Here is a 17645-nt window from a genome sequence, read left to right as displayed (position 1 = left end):
GTTTCCTGATTTATTCCCTAAAACATTAGCTGGCCGATAGTTTAATCGTATTAGCTACTGACAGCTACCTATTATCGCATAACCCTGTGCGGGCTTTGGCAAGGATTGCCGCATTGCTTTATCTGACCGGGCGTCCACTGGACGAAGCTGTATTTGATAGAGATGAAGTCAGGAGGATAGTTTGAACATTAAACGGAACTGGGCGGGGGTGATCAGCTGCTTTTTGCTGTTTATCGTCGTGTGCATGTCGCTCGCTTTTAATGTGAAAGGAGCGTTCAGAGCTGCCGGTCACCCGGAGCTGGGGCTGCTCTTTTTTACCCTGCCGGGTGCGGCAGCCAGTTTCCTCTCCCGTAAAGGGGAGGTGGTCAAGCCGCTTATCGGCGCAATGCTGGCGGCGCCGCTATGTCTGCTGCTGATGCGGTTACTGTACGTATCGACGAGAAGTTTCTGGCAGGAGCTGGCGTGGCTGCTGAGTGCCGTGTTCTGGTGCGCGCTTGGCGCGCTGTGCTTTTTATTTGTGCAAAGCGTGATAAACCACCGCAGGCACCACAAATAAAAACGCCCTCGTGCTGAGGGCGTCTTAACGTCACATTACTGAGCGGCAAACAGGCCCAGATGTTCTTTGGCGTAGGCTTCAAAATCAGTGCAGCCGCCAATGTGTTTCTGATCGAGGAAAATCTGCGGTACGGTTTCAACCGGTTTACCCACGGTTTTTTCCAGATCGGCTTTGGTGATGCCTTCGGCCTGGATATCCACATAGCGGAAGTTAAAGTCATCACGCTCTTCAGTCAGTTTCTCAGCCAGCTCTTTTGCGCGCACACAGTAAGGGCATCCCGGACGACCAAAAATTACTGCAAACATTTCTCTCTCCTCAAAAAACAAGCCTGACGGCGAATGACAGGTATAGTGCACCATAACCTGCCGTCATAAAAGTAGGTTTCGCCTGTCGCTTTAATACCCTTGAGCTATGTTTCGCCAATTACATGCTGTGCATCATTGCCTATACTGGCTGCCACATGTGTTAAGCAAGACAAAGAGAGAGACGATGACGCCAACTATTGACCTGCTCCGTTCCCACCGTTCCATCCGCCACTTCACCGATGAGCCCATCACCGAGGCGCAGCGTGAAGCCATTATCGACAGCGCCAGAGCCACCTCCAGTTCCAGCTTCCTGCAGTGCAGTTCAATTATTCGCATTACCGACAAGGCCATGCGCGAGCAGCTGGTGACGCTCACGGGCGGCCAGAAGCATGTGGCGCAGGCCGCCGAGTTCTGGGTCTTCTGCGCTGACTTTAACCGCCACCTGCAAATTTGCCCCGAAGCTGAACTGGGGCTGGCGGAACAGCTGCTGCTGGGCGTGGTCGATACCGCGCTGATGGCGCAAAATGCCTTTACGGCGGCGGAATCACTGGGATTAGGCGGCGTGTATATCGGCGGGTTGCGTAACAATATTGAAAGCGTAACCGAACTGCTGAAGCTGCCGAAACACGTTCTGCCTCTGTTCGGCCTCTGCCTCGGCTGGCCGGCTGACAACCCGGATCTCAAGCCGCGTCTGCCTGCGGCGATGCTGGTGCATGAAAACCACTATCAGCCGGTCGACCAGGAGGTTCTGAATCAATACGATGAAGAGCTGGCGCATTACTATATGACGCGCGGTAGCAATAACCGCCGCGATACCTGGAGCGACCACATCCGCCGCACCATCATTAAAGAAAATCGCCCGTTTATTCTCGATTATCTGCATAAACAGGGCTGGGCGACGCGATAGTCCATTCGGTATGATACGCAGGCTTTTCCCATGTCTTTAGAGAGGTGCAGGGTGAAAATTGCCATTTTGTCCCGGGATGGAACGCTCTATTCATGCAAACGCCTGCGAGAAGCGGCGGCAAAACGCGGACATCAGGTTGAAATCCTCGACCCGATGTCCTGCTATATGAACATTGACCCCGCGGCTTCCTCGATTCATTACAAAGGCCGCAAGCTACCGCATTTTGATGCGGTGATCCCCCGCATCGGCTCGCAGATCACCTATTACGGTACGGCCGCGCTGCGCCAGTTTGAAATGCTGGGCAGCTATCCTCTCAACGAATCTGTCGCCATTTCCCGCGCCCGGGATAAGCTGCGTTCGCTGCAACTGCTTGCCCGCCAGGGTATCGATCTCCCGGTCACCGGAATAGCCCACTCCCCGGACGACACCAGCGATCTGATCGACATGGTCGGCGGCGCGCCGCTGGTCATCAAACTGGTGGAAGGCACGCAGGGCATTGGCGTGGTATTGGCAGAGACGCGACAGGCGGCGGAGAGCGTGATTGACGCCTTTCGCGGCCTGAATGCGCATATCCTGGTCCAGGAGTATATCGAAGAAGCCAAAGGGCGCGACATCCGCTGTTTTGTCGTGGGCGATGAGGTGGTGGCCGCGATTGAACGCCAGGCGAAAGAGGGTGACTTCCGCTCCAACCTCCACCGTGGGGGCGTTGCACGGGTCGCGACGATCAGCGATCGCGAGCGGGAAATAGCGGTAAAGGCCGCGCAAACGCTGGGGCTGGATGTGGCGGGTGTGGATCTTCTGCGTGCGACACGCGGGCCGCTGGTGATGGAAGTGAATGCCTCGCCCGGGCTGGAAGGCGTAGAAAAAACCACCGGTGTCGATATTGCAGGTAAAATGATCGCATGGATTGAGCGTCATGCCACCCCGGGCTACTGTCTTAAAACGGGTGGTTAAATGGATTACCGCGCACTTTTTGAGTACCCTATGCGAAGTTTTTACTAAAGAGGCTCCACCGCGATGGATTTACAGGTCGTTCCTACACTGGATACGTTACGTCAATGGCTTGATGATGCCGGGATCACCTTCTTTGAATGTGATTCCTGCCAGGCGCTGCATCTGCCTCACATGCAGAATTTCGATGGTATTTTTGATGCCAAAATCGATCTCATTAACGACGTGATCCTCTTCTCTGCGCTGGCAGAAGTTAAGCCGTCTGCGCTGCTGGCGCTGGCCTCTGACCTCTCTGCGATCAACGCCAGTTCTTTGACGGTGAAAGCATTCCTCGATATACAGGATGATAATCTGCCAAAACTGGTCGTTTGCCAGTCTTTGTTCTCCGGCGCTGGCCTCTCCTTCAAGCAGTTCGCCTGGTTTATGCGTTTGAGTGAAGAGCAAATTTCGATGGTAATGATGGAAGCCAATGCACATCATTTGCTATACAGCGCGGAAGACGATGCAGAGGATAATGATGCATCTCCCAATTTTCTTCACTAAGCCTGTCTGACTTTTGCGCAGTCGCTGCCAGAGCGGCTGCATAACGCCATTTTTTCTGCTGCTTTTAACCTTTCTTTAAAGAATTTTTCACCTCATCAAAGGCCATTTCGGCTTATCACGTAGACATAACCTGCATAAAAAATTGATAAAAGGCGTTTTTTCGTCTGGGCTATAGCCGGAGACACGGGCTACAGTTATTCTTGCGATGCTTAAAAAAGCGAGCGGATCCTGCCGGGTAAAGAGGTTTCTTTTTATTTTGAGCAGAGCGACAAACTATGCATGATTTTTGCATATATCCAGATTGCACAGTTTTAGTTCGTTTGTTAACGAGCTTTCAGAAGGAATAACACTATGATCGCCTTGAATAAAAAATGGTTATCGGGTCTGGTTGCGGGTGCTCTGATGGCCGTCTCTGCCGGCACGCTCGCTGCGGAACAAAAAACGCTGCATGTCTATAACTGGTCTGACTATATTGCCCCGGACACGGTGGCTAATTTTGAAAAAGAGACCGGCATTAAAGTGGTCTATGACGTGTTCGATTCCAACGAAGTGCTGGAAGGCAAACTGATGGCAGGCAGCACCGGTTTTGACCTGGTGGTACCGTCCGCAAGTTTCCTTGAGCGTCAGCTGACCGCAGGCGTTTTCCAGCCGCTGGACAAGAGCAAATTACCAAACTGGAAAAACCTCGATCCGGAAGTGCTGAAGCTGGTGGCCAAGCATGACCCGGAGAACAAATACGCTATGCCGTATCTGTGGGCGACCACCGGTATTGGCTTCAACGTGGATAAAGTCAAAGCGGCGCTGGGCCCGGACGTCAAGCTGGACAGCTGGGACGTGGTGCTGAAGCCGGAAAACCTCGCGAAGCTGAAAAGCTGCGGCGTCTCCTTCCTGGATGCCCCGGAAGAGATTTTTGCCACCGTGCTGAACTATCTCGGCAAAGATCCGAACAGCAACAAGGCGGATGACTACACTGGCCCGGCGACCGATCTGCTGCTGAAGCTGCGTCCGAATATCCGTTACTTCCACTCTTCACAGTACATTAACGACCTGGCAAACGGCGATATCTGCGTGGCAATTGGCTGGGCAGGGGACGTCTGGCAGGCGGCTAACCGTGCGAAAGAGGCGAAAAACGGCGTGAATGTCTCCTACTTCATTCCTAAAGAGGGGGCGCTGGCCTTCTTTGATGTCTTCGCCATGCCTGCCGATGCGAAAAACAAAGACGAAGCGTATCAGTTCCTTAACTACCTGATGCGTCCGGAAGTGATTGCCCATATCAGCGACCATGTCTACTACGCCAACGGTAACAAGGCCTCTTTGCCACTTATCAGCGAAGAGATCCGTAAAAATCCGGCTATCTATCCGCCAGCGGATGTGTTTGCCAAACTGTTCACCCTGAAAGTTCAGGATCCAAAAATTGACCGTGTACGCACCCGTGCTTGGACCAAGGTGAAAAGCGGGAAATAACGGCGTTTGGTAACGTTGCCCGGTGGCGCTATCGCCTACCGGGCCGACACAACCCGTAGGCCGGGCAAGCGTTCGCGCCGCCCGGCGATGCGCACCCTGACGGTGCGTTTGCACCAGTTTTGATCTATGCCGGAGAACACCCCGTGAATGACGCGATCCCCCGCCCGCAGGCGAAAGTCCGTAAAGCGCTGACCCCGCTACTTGAAATTCGTAACCTCACCAAATCTTTCGATGGCCAGCATGCCGTGGACGACGTCAGCCTGACTATCTACAAAGGCGAAATATTTGCCCTTCTCGGGGCGTCTGGCTGCGGTAAATCAACCTTACTGCGTATGCTGGCCGGGTTTGAACAACCTACCGCCGGGCAGATTGTGCTGGATGGCGTGGATCTCTCCAGCGTACCGCCGTATCAGCGTCCGATTAACATGATGTTCCAGTCTTACGCGCTGTTCCCGCATATGACGGTGGAGCAGAACATCGCGTTTGGCCTGAAGCAGGACAAGCTGCCGAAAGCCGAAATCACCGCGCGCGTGGCCGAGATGCTGAATCTGGTCCATATGCAGGAGTTCGCGAAGCGTAAACCGCACCAGCTTTCCGGCGGCCAGCGTCAGCGCGTGGCGCTGGCCCGAAGCCTGGCGAAGCGCCCGAAACTGCTGCTGCTTGATGAGCCGATGGGTGCCCTGGATAAAAAACTGCGCGATCGTATGCAGCTCGAAGTGGTGGATATCCTCGAGCGCGTGGGCGTGACCTGCGTGATGGTCACCCACGACCAGGAAGAGGCCATGACCATGGCCGGGCGTATCGCGATCATGAACCGCGGTAAGTTCGTGCAGATTGGCGAGCCGGAAGAGATTTATGAACACCCGACCACCCGTTACAGCGCGGAGTTCATCGGCTCGGTGAATGTCTTCGAAGGGCTGCTGAAAGCGCGTGAAGAAGACGGGCTGATCATTGAATCGCCAGGGCTGCAGCATCCGCTGAAGGTCGATCCGGATAACTCCGTGGTGGACAACGTGCCGGTCTATATCGCCCTGCGTCCGGAGAAGATCATGCTCTGTGAAGACCCTCCGGCCGATGGCTTTAACTTTGCCGTGGGCGAAGTGGTGCACATTGCCTACCTGGGCGATCTCTCTATCTACCATGTCCGTCTGAAGAGCGGGCAGATGCTCAGCGCCCAGCTGCAAAACGAACATCGCTACCGTAAAGGACTGCCGACCTGGGGCGACGAAGTGCGTCTGTGCTGGGATGCGGACAGTTGTGTTGTGCTGACGGTTTAAGGAGCGGCCAATGAGTACACTTGAACCGCCAGCCCGCGTCAAAAAACCGGGCGGTTTTGCCCACTGGCTGGCGCGCATGCAGATGAACCACGGCCGTAAGCTGGTGATCGCCATGCCGTATATCTGGCTGATCCTGCTGTTCCTGCTGCCGTTCCTGATCGTTTTCAAGATAAGCCTGGCGGAAATGGCGCGGGCCATCCCACCGTATACCAACCTGCTGGACTGGGCCGACGGTCAGCTGACGCTGACGCTAAATGTTGGCAACTTCCTGCAGCTGACGGAGGATCCGCTCTATTTCGAGGCCTATCTGCAGTCGCTGCAGGTGGCGGCGATCTCCACGCTCTGCTGTCTGCTGATGGGCTACCCGCTGGCATGGGCGGTGGCGCACAGTAAGCCCTCGACGCGCAACATTCTGCTGCTGCTGGTGATCCTGCCGTCGTGGACCTCGTTCCTGATCCGCGTCTACGCGTGGATGGGGATCCTGAAAAATAACGGGGTGCTGAATAACTTCCTGATGTGGTTAGGGGTTATCGATCAGCCGCTGACGATCCTGCATACCAATCTCGCGGTCTATATCGGGATTGTGTACGCCTATCTGCCGTTTATGGTGCTGCCGATCTATACGGCGCTGACGCGTATCGACTACTCGCTGGTGGAAGCCTCGCTGGATCTGGGCGCCCGTCCGCTGAAGACCTTCTTCAGCGTGATTGTGCCGCTGACCAAAGGCGGGATTATCGCCGGGTCGATGCTGGTGTTTATTCCGGCGGTGGGGGAGTTTGTGATCCCGGAACTGCTCGGCGGCCCGGACAGCATCATGATTGGCCGCGTGTTGTGGCAGGAGTTCTTCAATAACCGCGACTGGCCGGTGGCCTCAGCGGTGGCTATCGTGATGTTGCTGCTGCTGATCGTGCCGATCATGTGGTTCCACAAGCATCAGCAGAAACAGATGGGAGACCACGGATGAACAACTTACCGGTAGTGCGCTCTCCGTGGCGAATTGCGATCCTGGTGATCGGCTTTACCTTCCTGTATGCGCCGATGCTGATGCTGGTGATCTACTCCTTCAACAGCTCCAAACTGGTCACCGTATGGGCTGGCTGGTCGACGCGCTGGTACAGCGAGCTGTTCCACGACGATGCGATGATGAGCGCGGTGGGGCTGAGCCTGACCATCGCGGCGCTGGCGGCCACGATGGCCGTAGTGCTGGGGACCATCGCCGCGCTGGTGATGGTGCGCTTCGGACGTTTTCGCGGTTCGAACGGCTTTGCCTTTATGATCACCGCGCCGCTGGTGATGCCGGACGTGATCACCGGGCTGTCGCTGCTGCTGCTGTTTGTGGCACTGGCGCATGCCATTGGCTGGCCGGCGGATCGCGGCATGCTCACCATCTGGCTGGCGCATGTGACCTTCTGTACCGCGTACGTGGCGGTGGTCATCTCCTCGCGTCTGCGCGAGCTGGATCGCTCCATTGAAGAGGCGGCGATGGATCTCGGTGCCACGCCGGTGAAGGTCTTTTTCATCATTACGCTGCCGATGATTATGCCGGCGGTGATCTCCGGCTGGCTGCTGGCCTTTACCCTGTCGCTCGACGATCTGGTGATCGCCAGCTTTGTCTCCGGGCCAGGGGCGACGACGCTGCCAATGCTGGTCTTCTCCAGCGTGCGCATGGGGGTGAACCCGGAGATCAACGCCCTGGCGTCGATTATCCTCGGCGTGGTCGGAATTGTCGGATTTATCGCCTGGTATTTGATGGCGCGCGCGGAAAAGCAGCGCGTGCGCGATATCCAGCGTGCAAGACGCGGCTGAAGGAATTATTATTTCCAGTGATGTGCCGCGCATGACGCGGCACTGTTTTTCAGGGAAGTAAAACATTGGGATTATTAAAAAAATCACGTCTTACGCACGCTCGTCCAAACGTTCCTGCGCTGGTGCAGGTGGCGGCGCTCGCTATTATTATGATCCGCTGTCTTGATGTACTGATGATCCTCAACACCCTGGGGGCGCGCGGCATCGGTGAGTTTATTCACCGCAGCGTGCAAACCTGGAATCTCACGCTGGTTTTCCTCAGCAGCCTTGTGCTGGTGTTTATCGAAATCTACTGCGCGTTTTCGCTGGTGAAAGGGCGCAACTGGGCGCGCTGGATCTATCTGCTGACGCAGGTGATTGCGGCGGGTTATCTGTGGGCCGCCTCGCTGGGCTACGGCTACCCTGAGCTGTTCAGCATCGCGGGCGAATCGAAACGCGAGATCCTGCGCTCGCTGTTTATGCAAAAACTGCCAGATCTGCTGGTGCTCTGCCTGCTCTTTGTTCCTGCGTCCAGCCGACGGTTCTTCCGCCTGCAATAATGTGTATAATCGCAGCCCTCGTTATTCTTAAGGTTTTCCTATGCAGTGCGCACTCTATGACGCCGGACGCTGTCGTTCCTGTCAGTGGATAGAACAGCCGGTCTCTCAACAACTCACCGCCAAAATGGCCGACCTGCAACAGCTGCTGGCTGAATACGCGGTGGGCGAGTGGTGCGCCCCCGTCAGCGGCCCGGAGCAGGGTTTTCGTAATAAAGCCAAAATGGTGGTCAGCGGCAGCGTTGAAAAACCGCTGCTGGGCATGCTGCATCGCGACGGCACGCCGGAAGATCTCACCGGCTGCCCGCTGTATCCTGCCTCGTTTGAGCCGGTCTTTGCGGCGTTAAAACCGTTTATTGCCCGGGCAGGATTAACGCCTTATAACGTCGCCCGTAAGCGCGGTGAGCTGAAATATCTCCTGCTGACCGAAAGCCAGATGGACGGCGGTATGATGCTGCGTTTCGTGCTGCGCTCGGACGCTAAATTGGAGCAGCTTCGCGCGGCGCTACCGTGGCTGCAGGAGCAGCTTCCGCAGCTGAAGGTCATTACCGCCAACATTCAGCCGGTGCATATGGCGATCATGGAGGGGGAGACAGAGATCTTCTTCACCGGGCAGCATGCACTGGCGGAAACCTTCAACGACGTGCCGCTGTGGATCCGCCCGCAAAGTTTCTTCCAGACCAACCCGACGGTGGCGAGTGCGTTATATGCCACTGCCCGCGACTGGGTTCGGGTGTTAAACATCCATCATATGTGGGATCTGTTCTGCGGTGTCGGGGGCTTTGGTCTGCACTGCGCCACGCCGGAGATGCAACTGACCGGGATTGAGATCTCCGCCGAAGCGATTGCCTGCGCGAAACAGTCTGCCGCTGAGCTCGGATTAACCAATCTGCACTTCCAGGCGCTGGACTCCACGCAGTTCGCGACCGGGCAGGGCAACGTGCCGGAGCTGGTGCTGGTCAATCCGCCGCGCCGGGGCATTGGCAAGGTGCTGTGCGACTATCTGAGCCAGATGGCGCCGGATTACATTATTTACTCCAGCTGCAACGCCCGTACCATGGCGACAGATATCGCTCACCTGCCGGGCTACCGCGTTGAACGCGTGCAGCTTTTCGATATGTTCCCGCATACTGCGCATTATGAAGTGTTGACGTTGTTGATCCGCATCCCGGGTAAGGCGTAGCCGCCACCCGGCATGACATCCGCAAAATCTTCAACAAAATGTGAACTCTTCAACCCTGCGAAATCAGGTAAGCTTACGTCATAAGAGATGAAATAAGGCTTACCCATGAAGCAGATCCTGCTGGTGGAAGATGACCACGATATCGCGGCACTTCTGCGACTCAATTTAGAAGATGAAGGCTACACCATCACCCACGAGCCCGACGGCGGCAAGGCGTTACAGTGCCTTGAAAAACAGCCGTGGGACGCGGTGATCCTCGATCTCATGCTCCCTAACGTCGACGGCCTGGAGATTTGCCGTCGTATTCGCCAGATGACGCGCTACCTGCCGGTGATCATTATCAGCGCCCGCAGCAGCGAAACCGATCGGATCACCGGACTGGAAACCGGCGCGGATGATTATCTGGCAAAACCGTTCTCGGTGCAGGAACTGATTGCCCGCATTAAGGCGCTTTTCCGCCGCCAGCAGGCGATGGGGCAGGCGCAGAGTACCGGGAATATTCAGGCGCATGGCCTGACGATCGATCCGTTGGCCCGCAGCGTGCTGCTTCACGGCCAGATGGTGGATCTCACCCCGCGCGAGTTTGAACTGCTGTACTTCTTTGCCCGCCATCCTGGCGAGGTCTTCTCGCGCCTGGCGCTGCTGGAGCAGGTGTGGGGCTATCAGCACGAAGGTTACGAGCATACCGTTAACACCCATATCAACCGCCTGCGCATCAAGATTGAAAAAGACGCTGCCGAGCCGGAGATCATTCGCACCGTCTGGGGCAAAGGTTATAAATTTGCGGAGCCGCACCATGATGCGCCGCTTTAGCCTGAGCCAGCGCCTGACGCTGCTGTTCATTTTATTGATGATGCTCTGTGCCGCCGTCGCCTGCGCCGTCCAGCTCTACAGCAGCATGCAGTATGGTAACGCCATGGTTCAGCGTCTCTCTGGCGGCCTGGCGCAACAGATCGTGCAGCGCGAACCAATTCTGAACGCGCAGGGCAGGGTTGATCGCACCGCGCTGAAACCGCTGTTTGACAGGCTGATGACCTTCAATCCGAGCGTTGAGCTGTACGTCGTCTCCCCGGATGGCGATATCCTCGCCGATGCCGCACCGCCGGGCCATATTCAGCGACAAAGCATCGATCTTGCGCCGGTACAGGAGTTCCTCAGCGGGGCGGCGATGCCAGTTTTTGGCGACGATCCGCGCAGCCAGAACAAAAAAGTGTTCAGCGCGACGCCGTTACGTCAGGACGGCGAGCTTAAAGGCTATCTGTATATTGTTCTGCAGGGCGAGGAGTCGAACGCGCTGGCCCAGATGGCGTGGCACAAGGCGCTGTGGAGTACGCTGCTCTGGTCATTGCTGTGGGTGGCACTCTTTGGCCTGCTGGCGGGGCTGCTGGTCTGGTACTGGGTGACACGTCCGGTTAAACGTCTCACTGAGGAGGTCGCCGGGCTGGACCAGGACAGCATCAGCACGATCAAACAGCTGGCGGCACAGCCGCTGGAGGTCGCGGCACAGGATGAAGTGGCGCTGCTGCGTAACAGCTTTATTGAGCTGGCGCGCAAAATCACCTCCCAGTGGGATCAGCTGGCCGACAGCGATCGTCAGCGCCGGGAGTTTATCGCCAACATCTCGCACGATTTACGCACGCCGCTGACCTCGCTGCTGGGCTATCTGGAAACGCTGTCGCTGAAATCCGCCACGCTGACACCGCAGGAGCATCAGCAATACCTCGCCACGGCGTTGCGTCAGGGGCAGAAGGTGCGTCATCTGTCGCAACAGTTGTTTGAGCTGGCGCGTCTTGAGCACGGCGGCATTAAACCGCAGCGTGAACGCTTCGCAATGGGAGAGCTTATTTCCGACGTGGCGCAAAAGTTTGAGCTCACGGCGCGCACCCGCGAGGTGAATCTACATATCGACGTACCGGGACCGCTGCCGCAGGTGTTTGCCGATGTGTCGATGATCGAGCGCGTGGTGACTAATCTGCTGGATAACGCAATGCGGCATACGCCGACCGGCGGAGAAATTCGTCTGGCGGTCTGGCAGGAGAATCAACAGCTTCAGGTCGAAGTGGCAGACAGCGGAACGGGCGTCGATGCCGCGCTGCGAGACGATCTGTTCCAGCGGCCGTCGGCATTGACGACCCAGGCTTCGCGTGAGAATCGCGGCGGGTTAGGGCTGCTTATTGTGAAGCGAATGCTGGAGCTGCACGGGGGCGGGATCAGGCTGATGGAGTCGGTGAGCGGGGCGCGGTTCAGGTTCTTCGTGCCGTTGTGAGAGAGTGCCGGGTGGCGCAGCGCCTTACCCGGCAAAAACCATTACTGCGGGAACCACTGGTCGCTGATTTTCTGATACGTACCGTCAGCTTTAATCGCCTTCAGCGCGCCATTCAGTTTTGCCAGCAACGCTTTATTATCCGGACGTACCGCGATGCCCAGACCCGTACCGAAGTACTGCGGATCGGTTACTTTCTCGGTCGCCGTACCCAGCTGCGGGTTGGTTTTCAGCCACTCGTTCACCACGGCGGTGTCACCAAAGACGCCATCGATACGGCCATTTTTCAGGTCGATGATTGCGTTCTGATAGCTGTCATAGGCCACGGTTTTCACTTCAGGATGTTTGTCCTGCAGGTATTTCTGGTGCGTGGTGCCGTTTTCCATCCCGATGCGTTTGCCTTTCAGCTCATCAAAGGATTTATAAGCCCCTTTCTTCGCAATCACCACCGCCGAGTTGGCGTAGTACGGGTCGGTGAAGGCTACCTGCTTGCTACGCTCTGGCGTGATGTCCATACCGGAGATCACCGCGTCGTATTTTTTGAATTTCAGGGACGGGATCAGGCTGTCGAAGGCGTGGTTGGTAAACGTGCAGTCGGCCTGCATCTGTTTGCACAGCGCTTTCGCCAGATCGATATCAAACCCCACGATCTGATTGCTGGCATCCAGCGATTCAAATGGCGGGTAAGTGGCAGAAACGCCGAAATTGATTTTATCTGCTGCTGTTGCGCCTGCGGCAAAGGTTGCCAGTAATGCGGCCAGAACTAACTTTTTCATTATCATACTCCCGTCTGTAGGTCTTATGAAGGTACAATGCCATTTAATGAATTTATATTCAATATAAATGATTAAATATTTATTCAGTAATAAAAAAAAGCGGATAACCCATCAGGTTACCCGCTCCCTTAATTGCGTTTTATGCATTCGCGTGATTAATTTCTGCGCTCAAACGCCAGCGCTTTACGCTCGATCAGGCGCATCATCAGCGTCAACAGTCCGTTAACCACCAGATAGACCACGCCTGCGGCGCCGAACACCATCACGTCGTAGGTGCGCCCGTACAGCAACTGCCCGTGGCCCATGACTTCCATCAGGGTGATGGTGTAGGCCAGCGAGGTACTCTTGAACACCAGCACCACTTCGTTGGAGTAAGAGGAGAGGGCGCGCTTAAAGGCGTACGGCAGCAAAATGGCCAGCGTGTCTTTCTTGCTCATCCCCAGCGCCCCGCAGGACTGCCATTGCCCTTCCGGAATGGCGCGGATCGCCCCGTAGAACAGCTGGGTGGTGTACGCCGCGCTGTTCAGTGAGAGGGCAATCAGGGCACACAGCCACGGCTCAGAGAGCAGGTGCCAGATAACCGGATACTCCTGCAGCGACGGGAACTGACCCGGGCCGTAGTAAATCAGGAAGATCTGCACCAGCAGCGGCGTACCGGTAAAGAGGGTGATATAGCCGCGCACAATCCACACCAGCACCGGCGTTTTCAGCGTCAGGATGATGGTAAAGATCAGTGCCAGGATCAGCGCCACGATGATGGACGCCACGGTCAACGTCAGGCTGGTGTGCAGCCCTTTCATCAGCTCGGGTAAATAGTCCAGCATCAGCCTGGTCTCCGTTCAAAGCGCGTCGCACGCAGGTCAATACGCTTAAGGATGTACTGACTCAGCAACGTGATCACCAGGTAGATAGCCGCCGCCACAATGTACCAGGTAAACGGCTCCTGGGTGCGGGTGGCGATGCTTTTGGTCTGCAGCATTAAATCGTTAACGCTTATCAGGCTCACCAGCGCGGTATCTTTCAGCAGCACCAGCCACTGGTTCCCTAAACCCGGCAGGGCATGACGCCACATCTGCGGCATCACCAGACGGAAGAAGATCGCCGCTTTCGACATCCCCAGCGCCTGGCCGGATTCCCATTGTCCCTGCGGTACCGCTTTCAGCGCACCGCGCAGGGTTTGCGACGCATACGCAGAATAGAGCAGGGAAAGGGCAATGACGCCGCAGAGGAACGGGCTGACGTCGAAGTTTTCAATCTGCATCTGCACCGGGATCTGCACGACGCCAAGATTGAGGGTAAAGCCGTCCGACAGCGTTAACAGCAGCTGTGAGGAACCAAAATAGATAAACAGGACCACCAGAATCTCCGGTAGCCCACGCAGCACGGTGACCAGTGCGGATCCGGTCCAGGCGACAGGGAACCATTTTGCGGATTCCCATACCGCAAAGAACATCGCCAGCACGAGGCCGATAATCAGTGCGCAAACGGCAAGGCCGACGGTCATCCCGGCGGCGCTTGCTAAAGGAAAAATTTCATTCATCAGGAATTACTTCTGGAACCATTTTTTATAGATGGTTTCGTAGGTGCCGTCTTTCTTCACTTTTTCCAGCGCAGCGTTAAATTTCTGCTGCAGCTCAGTGTTGCCCTGACGTACGGCAATCCCCAGACCTGTGCCGAAGTAGTCCTTATCGGTCACTTTGTCGCCCACTGGCGCGAGTTTATCGTTGGCTTTCAGCCATTCGGTCACCACCGCGGTGTCACCAAACACGCCATCGATACGGCCGTTCTGCAGATCCAGCTTCGCGTTCTGGTAGCTGTCGTAAGGCACGGTGGTGATTTCCGGATGTTTATCCATGATGAATTTCTGGTGGGTGGTGCCGTTCTGTACGCCCACTTTTTTGCCTTTCAGCTGGTCAACAGAGGTATATTTCCCTTTCTGACCAATGAACAGGGCGGAGTTGTCATAGTACGGCGTGGTGAATAGCACCTGCTTTTCACGCTCTGGCGTGATGTCCATACCGGCCATCACGGCGTCGATACGGCGGAACTTCAGGCTTGGGATCAGGCTGTCAAACGCCTGGTTGCTGAAGGTACAGGTCGCGTCGATCTCTTTACACAGCGCGTTAGCCAGATCGACATCGAAGCCCACAATCTTGTTGTTGGCGTCGATAGATTCAAACGGAGGATAAGACGCTTCGGTGGCGAAACGGATGGTCTGGGCTGCGGTAGCGGAAAGGCTGACGCTAGCGAGCAGCGCGGCAATCAATACTTTTTTCATTATCATTTTCCCTGGCACAATCAGTGAGATAAGTAGTTTTTGAAGGCATCAGTTTGCGGGTTGGTAAAGCAACTCGCATCACCTTGCTCAACGATATACCCGTTTTCCATGTAGACCACACGGCTGGCGGTTTTACGCGCCACTTCCACTTCATGGGTAACGATGACCTGAGTAATGTTGGTTTCCGCCAGCTCGCGAATGATGCTCACGATCTGGGCGGTGATTTCTGGGTCCAGCGCGGCGGTGGGTTCATCAAACAGCAGCACCGCAGGCTCCATCATCAGCGCACGGGCAATGGCCACACGCTGCTGCTGACCCCCGGAGAGGTGCAGCGGATAACGATCGCTGTAGGGCTTAAGGCGCAGACGCTCCAGCAGCTTTTCAGCCCGCGCCATCGCCTGATCCTTGCTCAAACCGAGAACGCGGCACGGCGCTTCAATCAGGTTTTGCAGGACAGTCAGGTGCGGCCAGAGGTTGTATTGCTGGAAGACCATGCCAACGTTTTGACGCAGTTCACGAATCGCTTTATCGGACGGCGTTTTCGCAAAATCAAAATGGTTACCGGCAATTGCCAGCGTACCCGAACGGGGCATTTCAAGCAGATTAAGAACACGCAGAAGGGAGCTTTTACCCGCGCCGCTTGGGCCAAGCAAAACCAGCGTTTCGCCTTCGGGGCACTCGAGCGTGATGTCGAACAGCGCCTGGTGTGCGCCGTAGAAGCAGTTAATGCCGTTTAGTTTAATACTCATCGGGGCAGTCTTTACTCATCCAGGCAATCTATAGCAATTGAGGCCGCAGATAGTACCGTTGACAGAATAGTTATGCAATATTTCTGCGTTAAAAGTTAAATATAACCCGTAATACCCCTTAAACATAGCACAAAATAGCGAAGGCCAGGGGCGGCGAGTATAAATGTCGGCATTCCGCATGAAATGCCGCACATTTTTCGGGGTTTACAATTCTGAAACAGAAGGTTTAACGATTCTCAATCGACTGGCGCAGCGTGCCTGCCGGGGCATGAACGCTGCCGCCGACATAGCGTACGTCGTCCACCGCCCAGCACTGACCTTCGCGGATCATCAGCACTTCATCCTGCCAGGTCTGGGTTCCCTGGGTCAGCTTCACGCGCAGAGGAATGTTTCGCGCATCCGTGTTCGGGATGGTCGAGGCGCTGGCCACCTCGGCGCTGTCCGGCAGTGTGGCGCGGCTGGAGAACGGATCGGATTTCAGCAGTGCGTTATGCTGCGGATCGCGAGAGGCATCGTTCAGCAGTTTTGCCAGCCCATCGCTCAGGTACGGACGCAGGCCGGTGAGATCGTTGCTGCGGTGTTGAATGCGATAATCATAGAACTGTTGCGCCACGGTATCCGGGCCGCCCTCTGTACAGGGGCCGCTGCGGGTACCGATATCCTTAAAGGCTGGCGTGACCGTGGTGGTACACGCGCTGAGTACCAGCGCGCAGGGCACCAAAAGCGTTAAAGCAGAGTAGCGCATGTTGATTTCCTTATTTATTAACTATCCTTTCAATCATAGCGTAACGGACCGATAATGCTGGTGAAGTTATGGGCTAAGGCATTGAACGCTAAAGAAGGAGAGAAACCATGCAGTTTTCAACAACGCCAACCCTGGAAGGGCAGCCGATTACCGAGTATTGCGGTGTGGTCACGGGTGAAGCCATCCTGGGGGCCAACATTTTTCGCGACTTCTTTGCCGGTATCCGAGATATTGTCGGCGGCCGCTCTGGCGCTTATGAAAAAGAGCTGCGTAAAGCCCGCGAAATTGCCTTTAAAGAGCTGGGCGAGCAGGCCAAAGCGCTGGGGGCCGATGCGGTCGTGGGGATTGATATCGACTACGAAACCGTCGGTAAAGATGCCAGCATGCTGATGGTGAGCGTAAGCGGTACGGCGGTGAAAACCCGTCGATGAAACGCGCGTTTTCAACACTCCTGCTGGCGCTGTTGCTGGCAGGGTGCGCCACGGAAAAAGGCATTGTCGATAAAGGCGCCTATGAGCTCGATACCCGTCATCAGGCGCAGGCGGCGTACCCGCGTATTAAGGTGCTGGTTATCCACTACACTGCCGATGATTTTGACAGCTCGCTGGCCACGCTAACGGACAAAAACGTCAGCTCCCACTATTTGATCCCCGCCAACCCGCCCGCACCGGACGGCAAGCCGCGCATCTGGCAGCTGGTACCTGAGAACGAACTGGCCTGGCATGCGGGTATCAGCTTCTGGCGCGGCACCAACCGTATTAATGATACGTCGGTCGGCATAGAGCTGGAGAACCGTGGCTGGCAAAAAACGGCCGGGGTGAAGCACTTTACGCCGTTTGAGACTGCGCAAATTGCGGCCCTGGTGCCGCTCGCAAAAGACATTATCGCCCGCTACAACATTAAGCCCGAGAATGTGGTGGCCCATTCGGATATTGCGCCCCAGCGTAAGGACGATCCCGGCCCGCTGTTCCCGTGGCGCGAGCTTGCAGAGCAGGGGATTGGTGCCTGGCCAGACGCGTCCCGCGTGGCGTTCTATATGAACGGACGGCCACGGTATCAGGCCGTGGACACCGCAGCGTTACTCGATTTGCTCGCGCGTTACGGTTACGACGTACCGGCCAATAGCACTCCCGCCCAGCAGAAGCGCATCATTATGGTGTTCCAGATGCACTTCAGGCCGCAGCTGTGGAACGGTGTCGCGGATGTGGAAACGATGGCCATTGCCGAAGCACTTTTAGAGAAATACGGGCAGGGGTAATCCTTCGGATACCCCCGAACGCCTCACTTTAACGGAATCAGTCGTAAG

General features: G+C 56.1%; 21 protein-coding genes. 14 read left to right on the top strand and 7 right to left on the bottom strand.

The genetic code is table 11. The features are described 5' to 3' along the window. Positions 1–181 precede the first annotated feature (181 nt). Positions 182–556 carry an inner membrane protein YbjM gene (locus tag NQ842_RS16870; protein WP_014831223.1) on the top strand — a complete coding sequence of 125 codons (375 nt, stop codon included), beginning with the start codon at positions 182–184 and terminating at the stop codon, positions 554–556. Positions 557–591: 35 nt separating this feature from the next. Here NQ842_RS16870 and NQ842_RS16865 read toward each other — a convergent pair whose 3' ends face one another. Next, positions 592–861 carry a GrxA family glutaredoxin gene (locus tag NQ842_RS16865; RefSeq protein WP_257256103.1) on the bottom strand — a complete coding sequence of 90 codons (270 nt, stop codon included), beginning with the start codon at positions 859–861 and terminating at the stop codon, positions 592–594. Positions 862–1045: 184 nt separating this feature from the next. Here NQ842_RS16865 and nfsA point away from each other — a divergent pair, with 184 nt between their 5' ends. From nfsA to NQ842_RS16810, 11 genes are all read left to right on the top strand, one after another. Further along, complete coding sequence (gene nfsA / locus NQ842_RS16860; RefSeq protein WP_014831224.1) at positions 1046–1768, top strand: nitroreductase NfsA; 723 nt, start codon at positions 1046–1048, stop codon at positions 1766–1768. A gap of 51 nt (positions 1769–1819) precedes the next feature. Continuing rightward, positions 1820–2722 carry a 30S ribosomal protein S6--L-glutamate ligase gene (rimK, locus tag NQ842_RS16855; RefSeq protein WP_257256102.1) on the top strand — a complete coding sequence of 301 codons (903 nt, stop codon included), beginning with the start codon at positions 1820–1822 and terminating at the stop codon, positions 2720–2722. Positions 2723–2785: 63 nt separating this feature from the next. Then, positions 2786–3262, top strand: coding sequence for a YbjN domain-containing protein (locus NQ842_RS16850; RefSeq protein ID WP_257256101.1), 477 nt, complete (start codon positions 2786–2788; stop codon positions 3260–3262). A 351-nt stretch (positions 3263–3613) separates the two neighbouring features. Next, complete coding sequence (gene potF / locus NQ842_RS16845) at positions 3614–4726, top strand: spermidine/putrescine ABC transporter substrate-binding protein PotF (protein ID WP_014831227.1); 1113 nt, start codon at positions 3614–3616, stop codon at positions 4724–4726. Between the two features lie 143 nt (positions 4727–4869). After that, entirely contained in the window at positions 4870–6003 is a 1134-nt protein-coding gene (gene potG, locus NQ842_RS16840) for a putrescine ABC transporter ATP-binding subunit PotG (RefSeq protein ID WP_046888122.1), read from the top strand. 10 nt (positions 6004–6013) lie between these two features. After that, entirely contained in the window at positions 6014–6967 is a 954-nt protein-coding gene (gene potH / locus NQ842_RS16835; protein WP_014831229.1) for a putrescine ABC transporter permease PotH, read from the top strand. Next, on the top strand, positions 6964–7809 hold the full coding sequence (gene potI, locus NQ842_RS16830; protein WP_014831230.1) for a putrescine ABC transporter permease PotI: 846 nt from the start codon (positions 6964–6966) through the stop codon (positions 7807–7809). Before potH ends, potI begins: the two co-directional genes overlap by 4 nt. A 65-nt stretch (positions 7810–7874) precedes the next feature. Continuing rightward, entirely contained in the window at positions 7875–8348 is a 474-nt protein-coding gene (locus NQ842_RS16825) for a YbjO family protein (protein ID WP_014831231.1), read from the top strand. Positions 8349–8388: 40 nt separating this feature from the next. Further along, on the top strand, positions 8389–9528 hold the full coding sequence (rlmC, locus tag NQ842_RS16820) for a 23S rRNA (uracil(747)-C(5))-methyltransferase RlmC (RefSeq protein WP_257256100.1): 1140 nt from the start codon (positions 8389–8391) through the stop codon (positions 9526–9528). Positions 9529–9633: 105 nt separating this feature from the next. Continuing rightward, on the top strand, positions 9634–10341 hold the full coding sequence (locus NQ842_RS16815) for a response regulator transcription factor (protein WP_257256099.1): 708 nt from the start codon (positions 9634–9636) through the stop codon (positions 10339–10341). After that, positions 10325–11794 (top strand): ATP-binding protein, encoded by a 1470-nt coding sequence (locus NQ842_RS16810; RefSeq protein ID WP_257256098.1) that lies wholly within the window; start codon positions 10325–10327, stop codon positions 11792–11794. Before NQ842_RS16815 ends, NQ842_RS16810 begins: the two co-directional genes overlap by 17 nt. A gap of 41 nt (positions 11795–11835) precedes the next feature. Here NQ842_RS16810 and artJ read toward each other — a convergent pair whose 3' ends face one another. The 6 genes from artJ to NQ842_RS16780 all read right to left on the bottom strand — a co-directional run bounded on the left by artJ (position 11836) and on the right by NQ842_RS16780 (position 16339). Continuing rightward, the gene (gene artJ, locus NQ842_RS16805; protein ID WP_013097364.1) at positions 11836–12567 is read right to left on the bottom strand and encodes an arginine ABC transporter substrate-binding protein ArtJ; all 732 of its coding nucleotides are present in this window, start codon (positions 12565–12567) and stop codon (positions 11836–11838) included. A gap of 155 nt (positions 12568–12722) precedes the next feature. Next, complete coding sequence (gene artM / locus NQ842_RS16800; protein WP_013097363.1) at positions 12723–13391, bottom strand: arginine ABC transporter permease ArtM; 669 nt, start codon at positions 13389–13391, stop codon at positions 12723–12725. Beyond that, entirely contained in the window at positions 13391–14107 is a 717-nt protein-coding gene (gene artQ, locus NQ842_RS16795) for an arginine ABC transporter permease ArtQ (protein WP_125365172.1), read from the bottom strand. The genes artM and artQ overlap by 1 nt, the downstream gene beginning before the upstream one ends. A 6-nt stretch (positions 14108–14113) precedes the next feature. Beyond that, complete coding sequence (gene artI, locus NQ842_RS16790; RefSeq protein WP_014831236.1) at positions 14114–14845, bottom strand: arginine ABC transporter substrate-binding protein ArtI; 732 nt, start codon at positions 14843–14845, stop codon at positions 14114–14116. 20 nt (positions 14846–14865) lie between these two features. After that, positions 14866–15594 carry an arginine ABC transporter ATP-binding protein ArtP gene (artP, locus tag NQ842_RS16785; protein ID WP_013097360.1) on the bottom strand — a complete coding sequence of 243 codons (729 nt, stop codon included), beginning with the start codon at positions 15592–15594 and terminating at the stop codon, positions 14866–14868. Between the two features lie 226 nt (positions 15595–15820). Then, positions 15821–16339: a lipoprotein gene (locus NQ842_RS16780; RefSeq protein WP_014831237.1), complete on the bottom strand. Its 519-nt coding sequence runs from the start codon at positions 16337–16339 to the stop codon at positions 15821–15823. Between the two features lie 107 nt (positions 16340–16446). Between NQ842_RS16780 and NQ842_RS16775 the strand changes: the two genes are divergently transcribed. Together NQ842_RS16775 and NQ842_RS16770 are read left to right on the top strand one after the other, a co-directional pair. After that, on the top strand, positions 16447–16770 hold the full coding sequence (locus tag NQ842_RS16775; RefSeq protein ID WP_006174327.1) for a heavy metal-binding domain-containing protein: 324 nt from the start codon (positions 16447–16449) through the stop codon (positions 16768–16770). Continuing rightward, positions 16767–17597 (top strand): N-acetylmuramoyl-L-alanine amidase, encoded by an 831-nt coding sequence (locus tag NQ842_RS16770; protein WP_014831238.1) that lies wholly within the window; start codon positions 16767–16769, stop codon positions 17595–17597. The genes NQ842_RS16775 and NQ842_RS16770 overlap by 4 nt, the downstream gene beginning before the upstream one ends. The last annotated feature ends 48 nt before the right edge of the window (positions 17598–17645 follow it).

The sequence above is a fragment of the Enterobacter cloacae complex sp. R_G8 genome, from assembly GCF_024599795.1.
Classification (GTDB): Bacteria; Pseudomonadota; Gammaproteobacteria; order Enterobacterales; family Enterobacteriaceae; genus Enterobacter; species Enterobacter dissolvens.
Note: the sequence above shows the minus strand (reverse complement) of the source record. Positions and strands in the feature narration are given on the sequence as shown.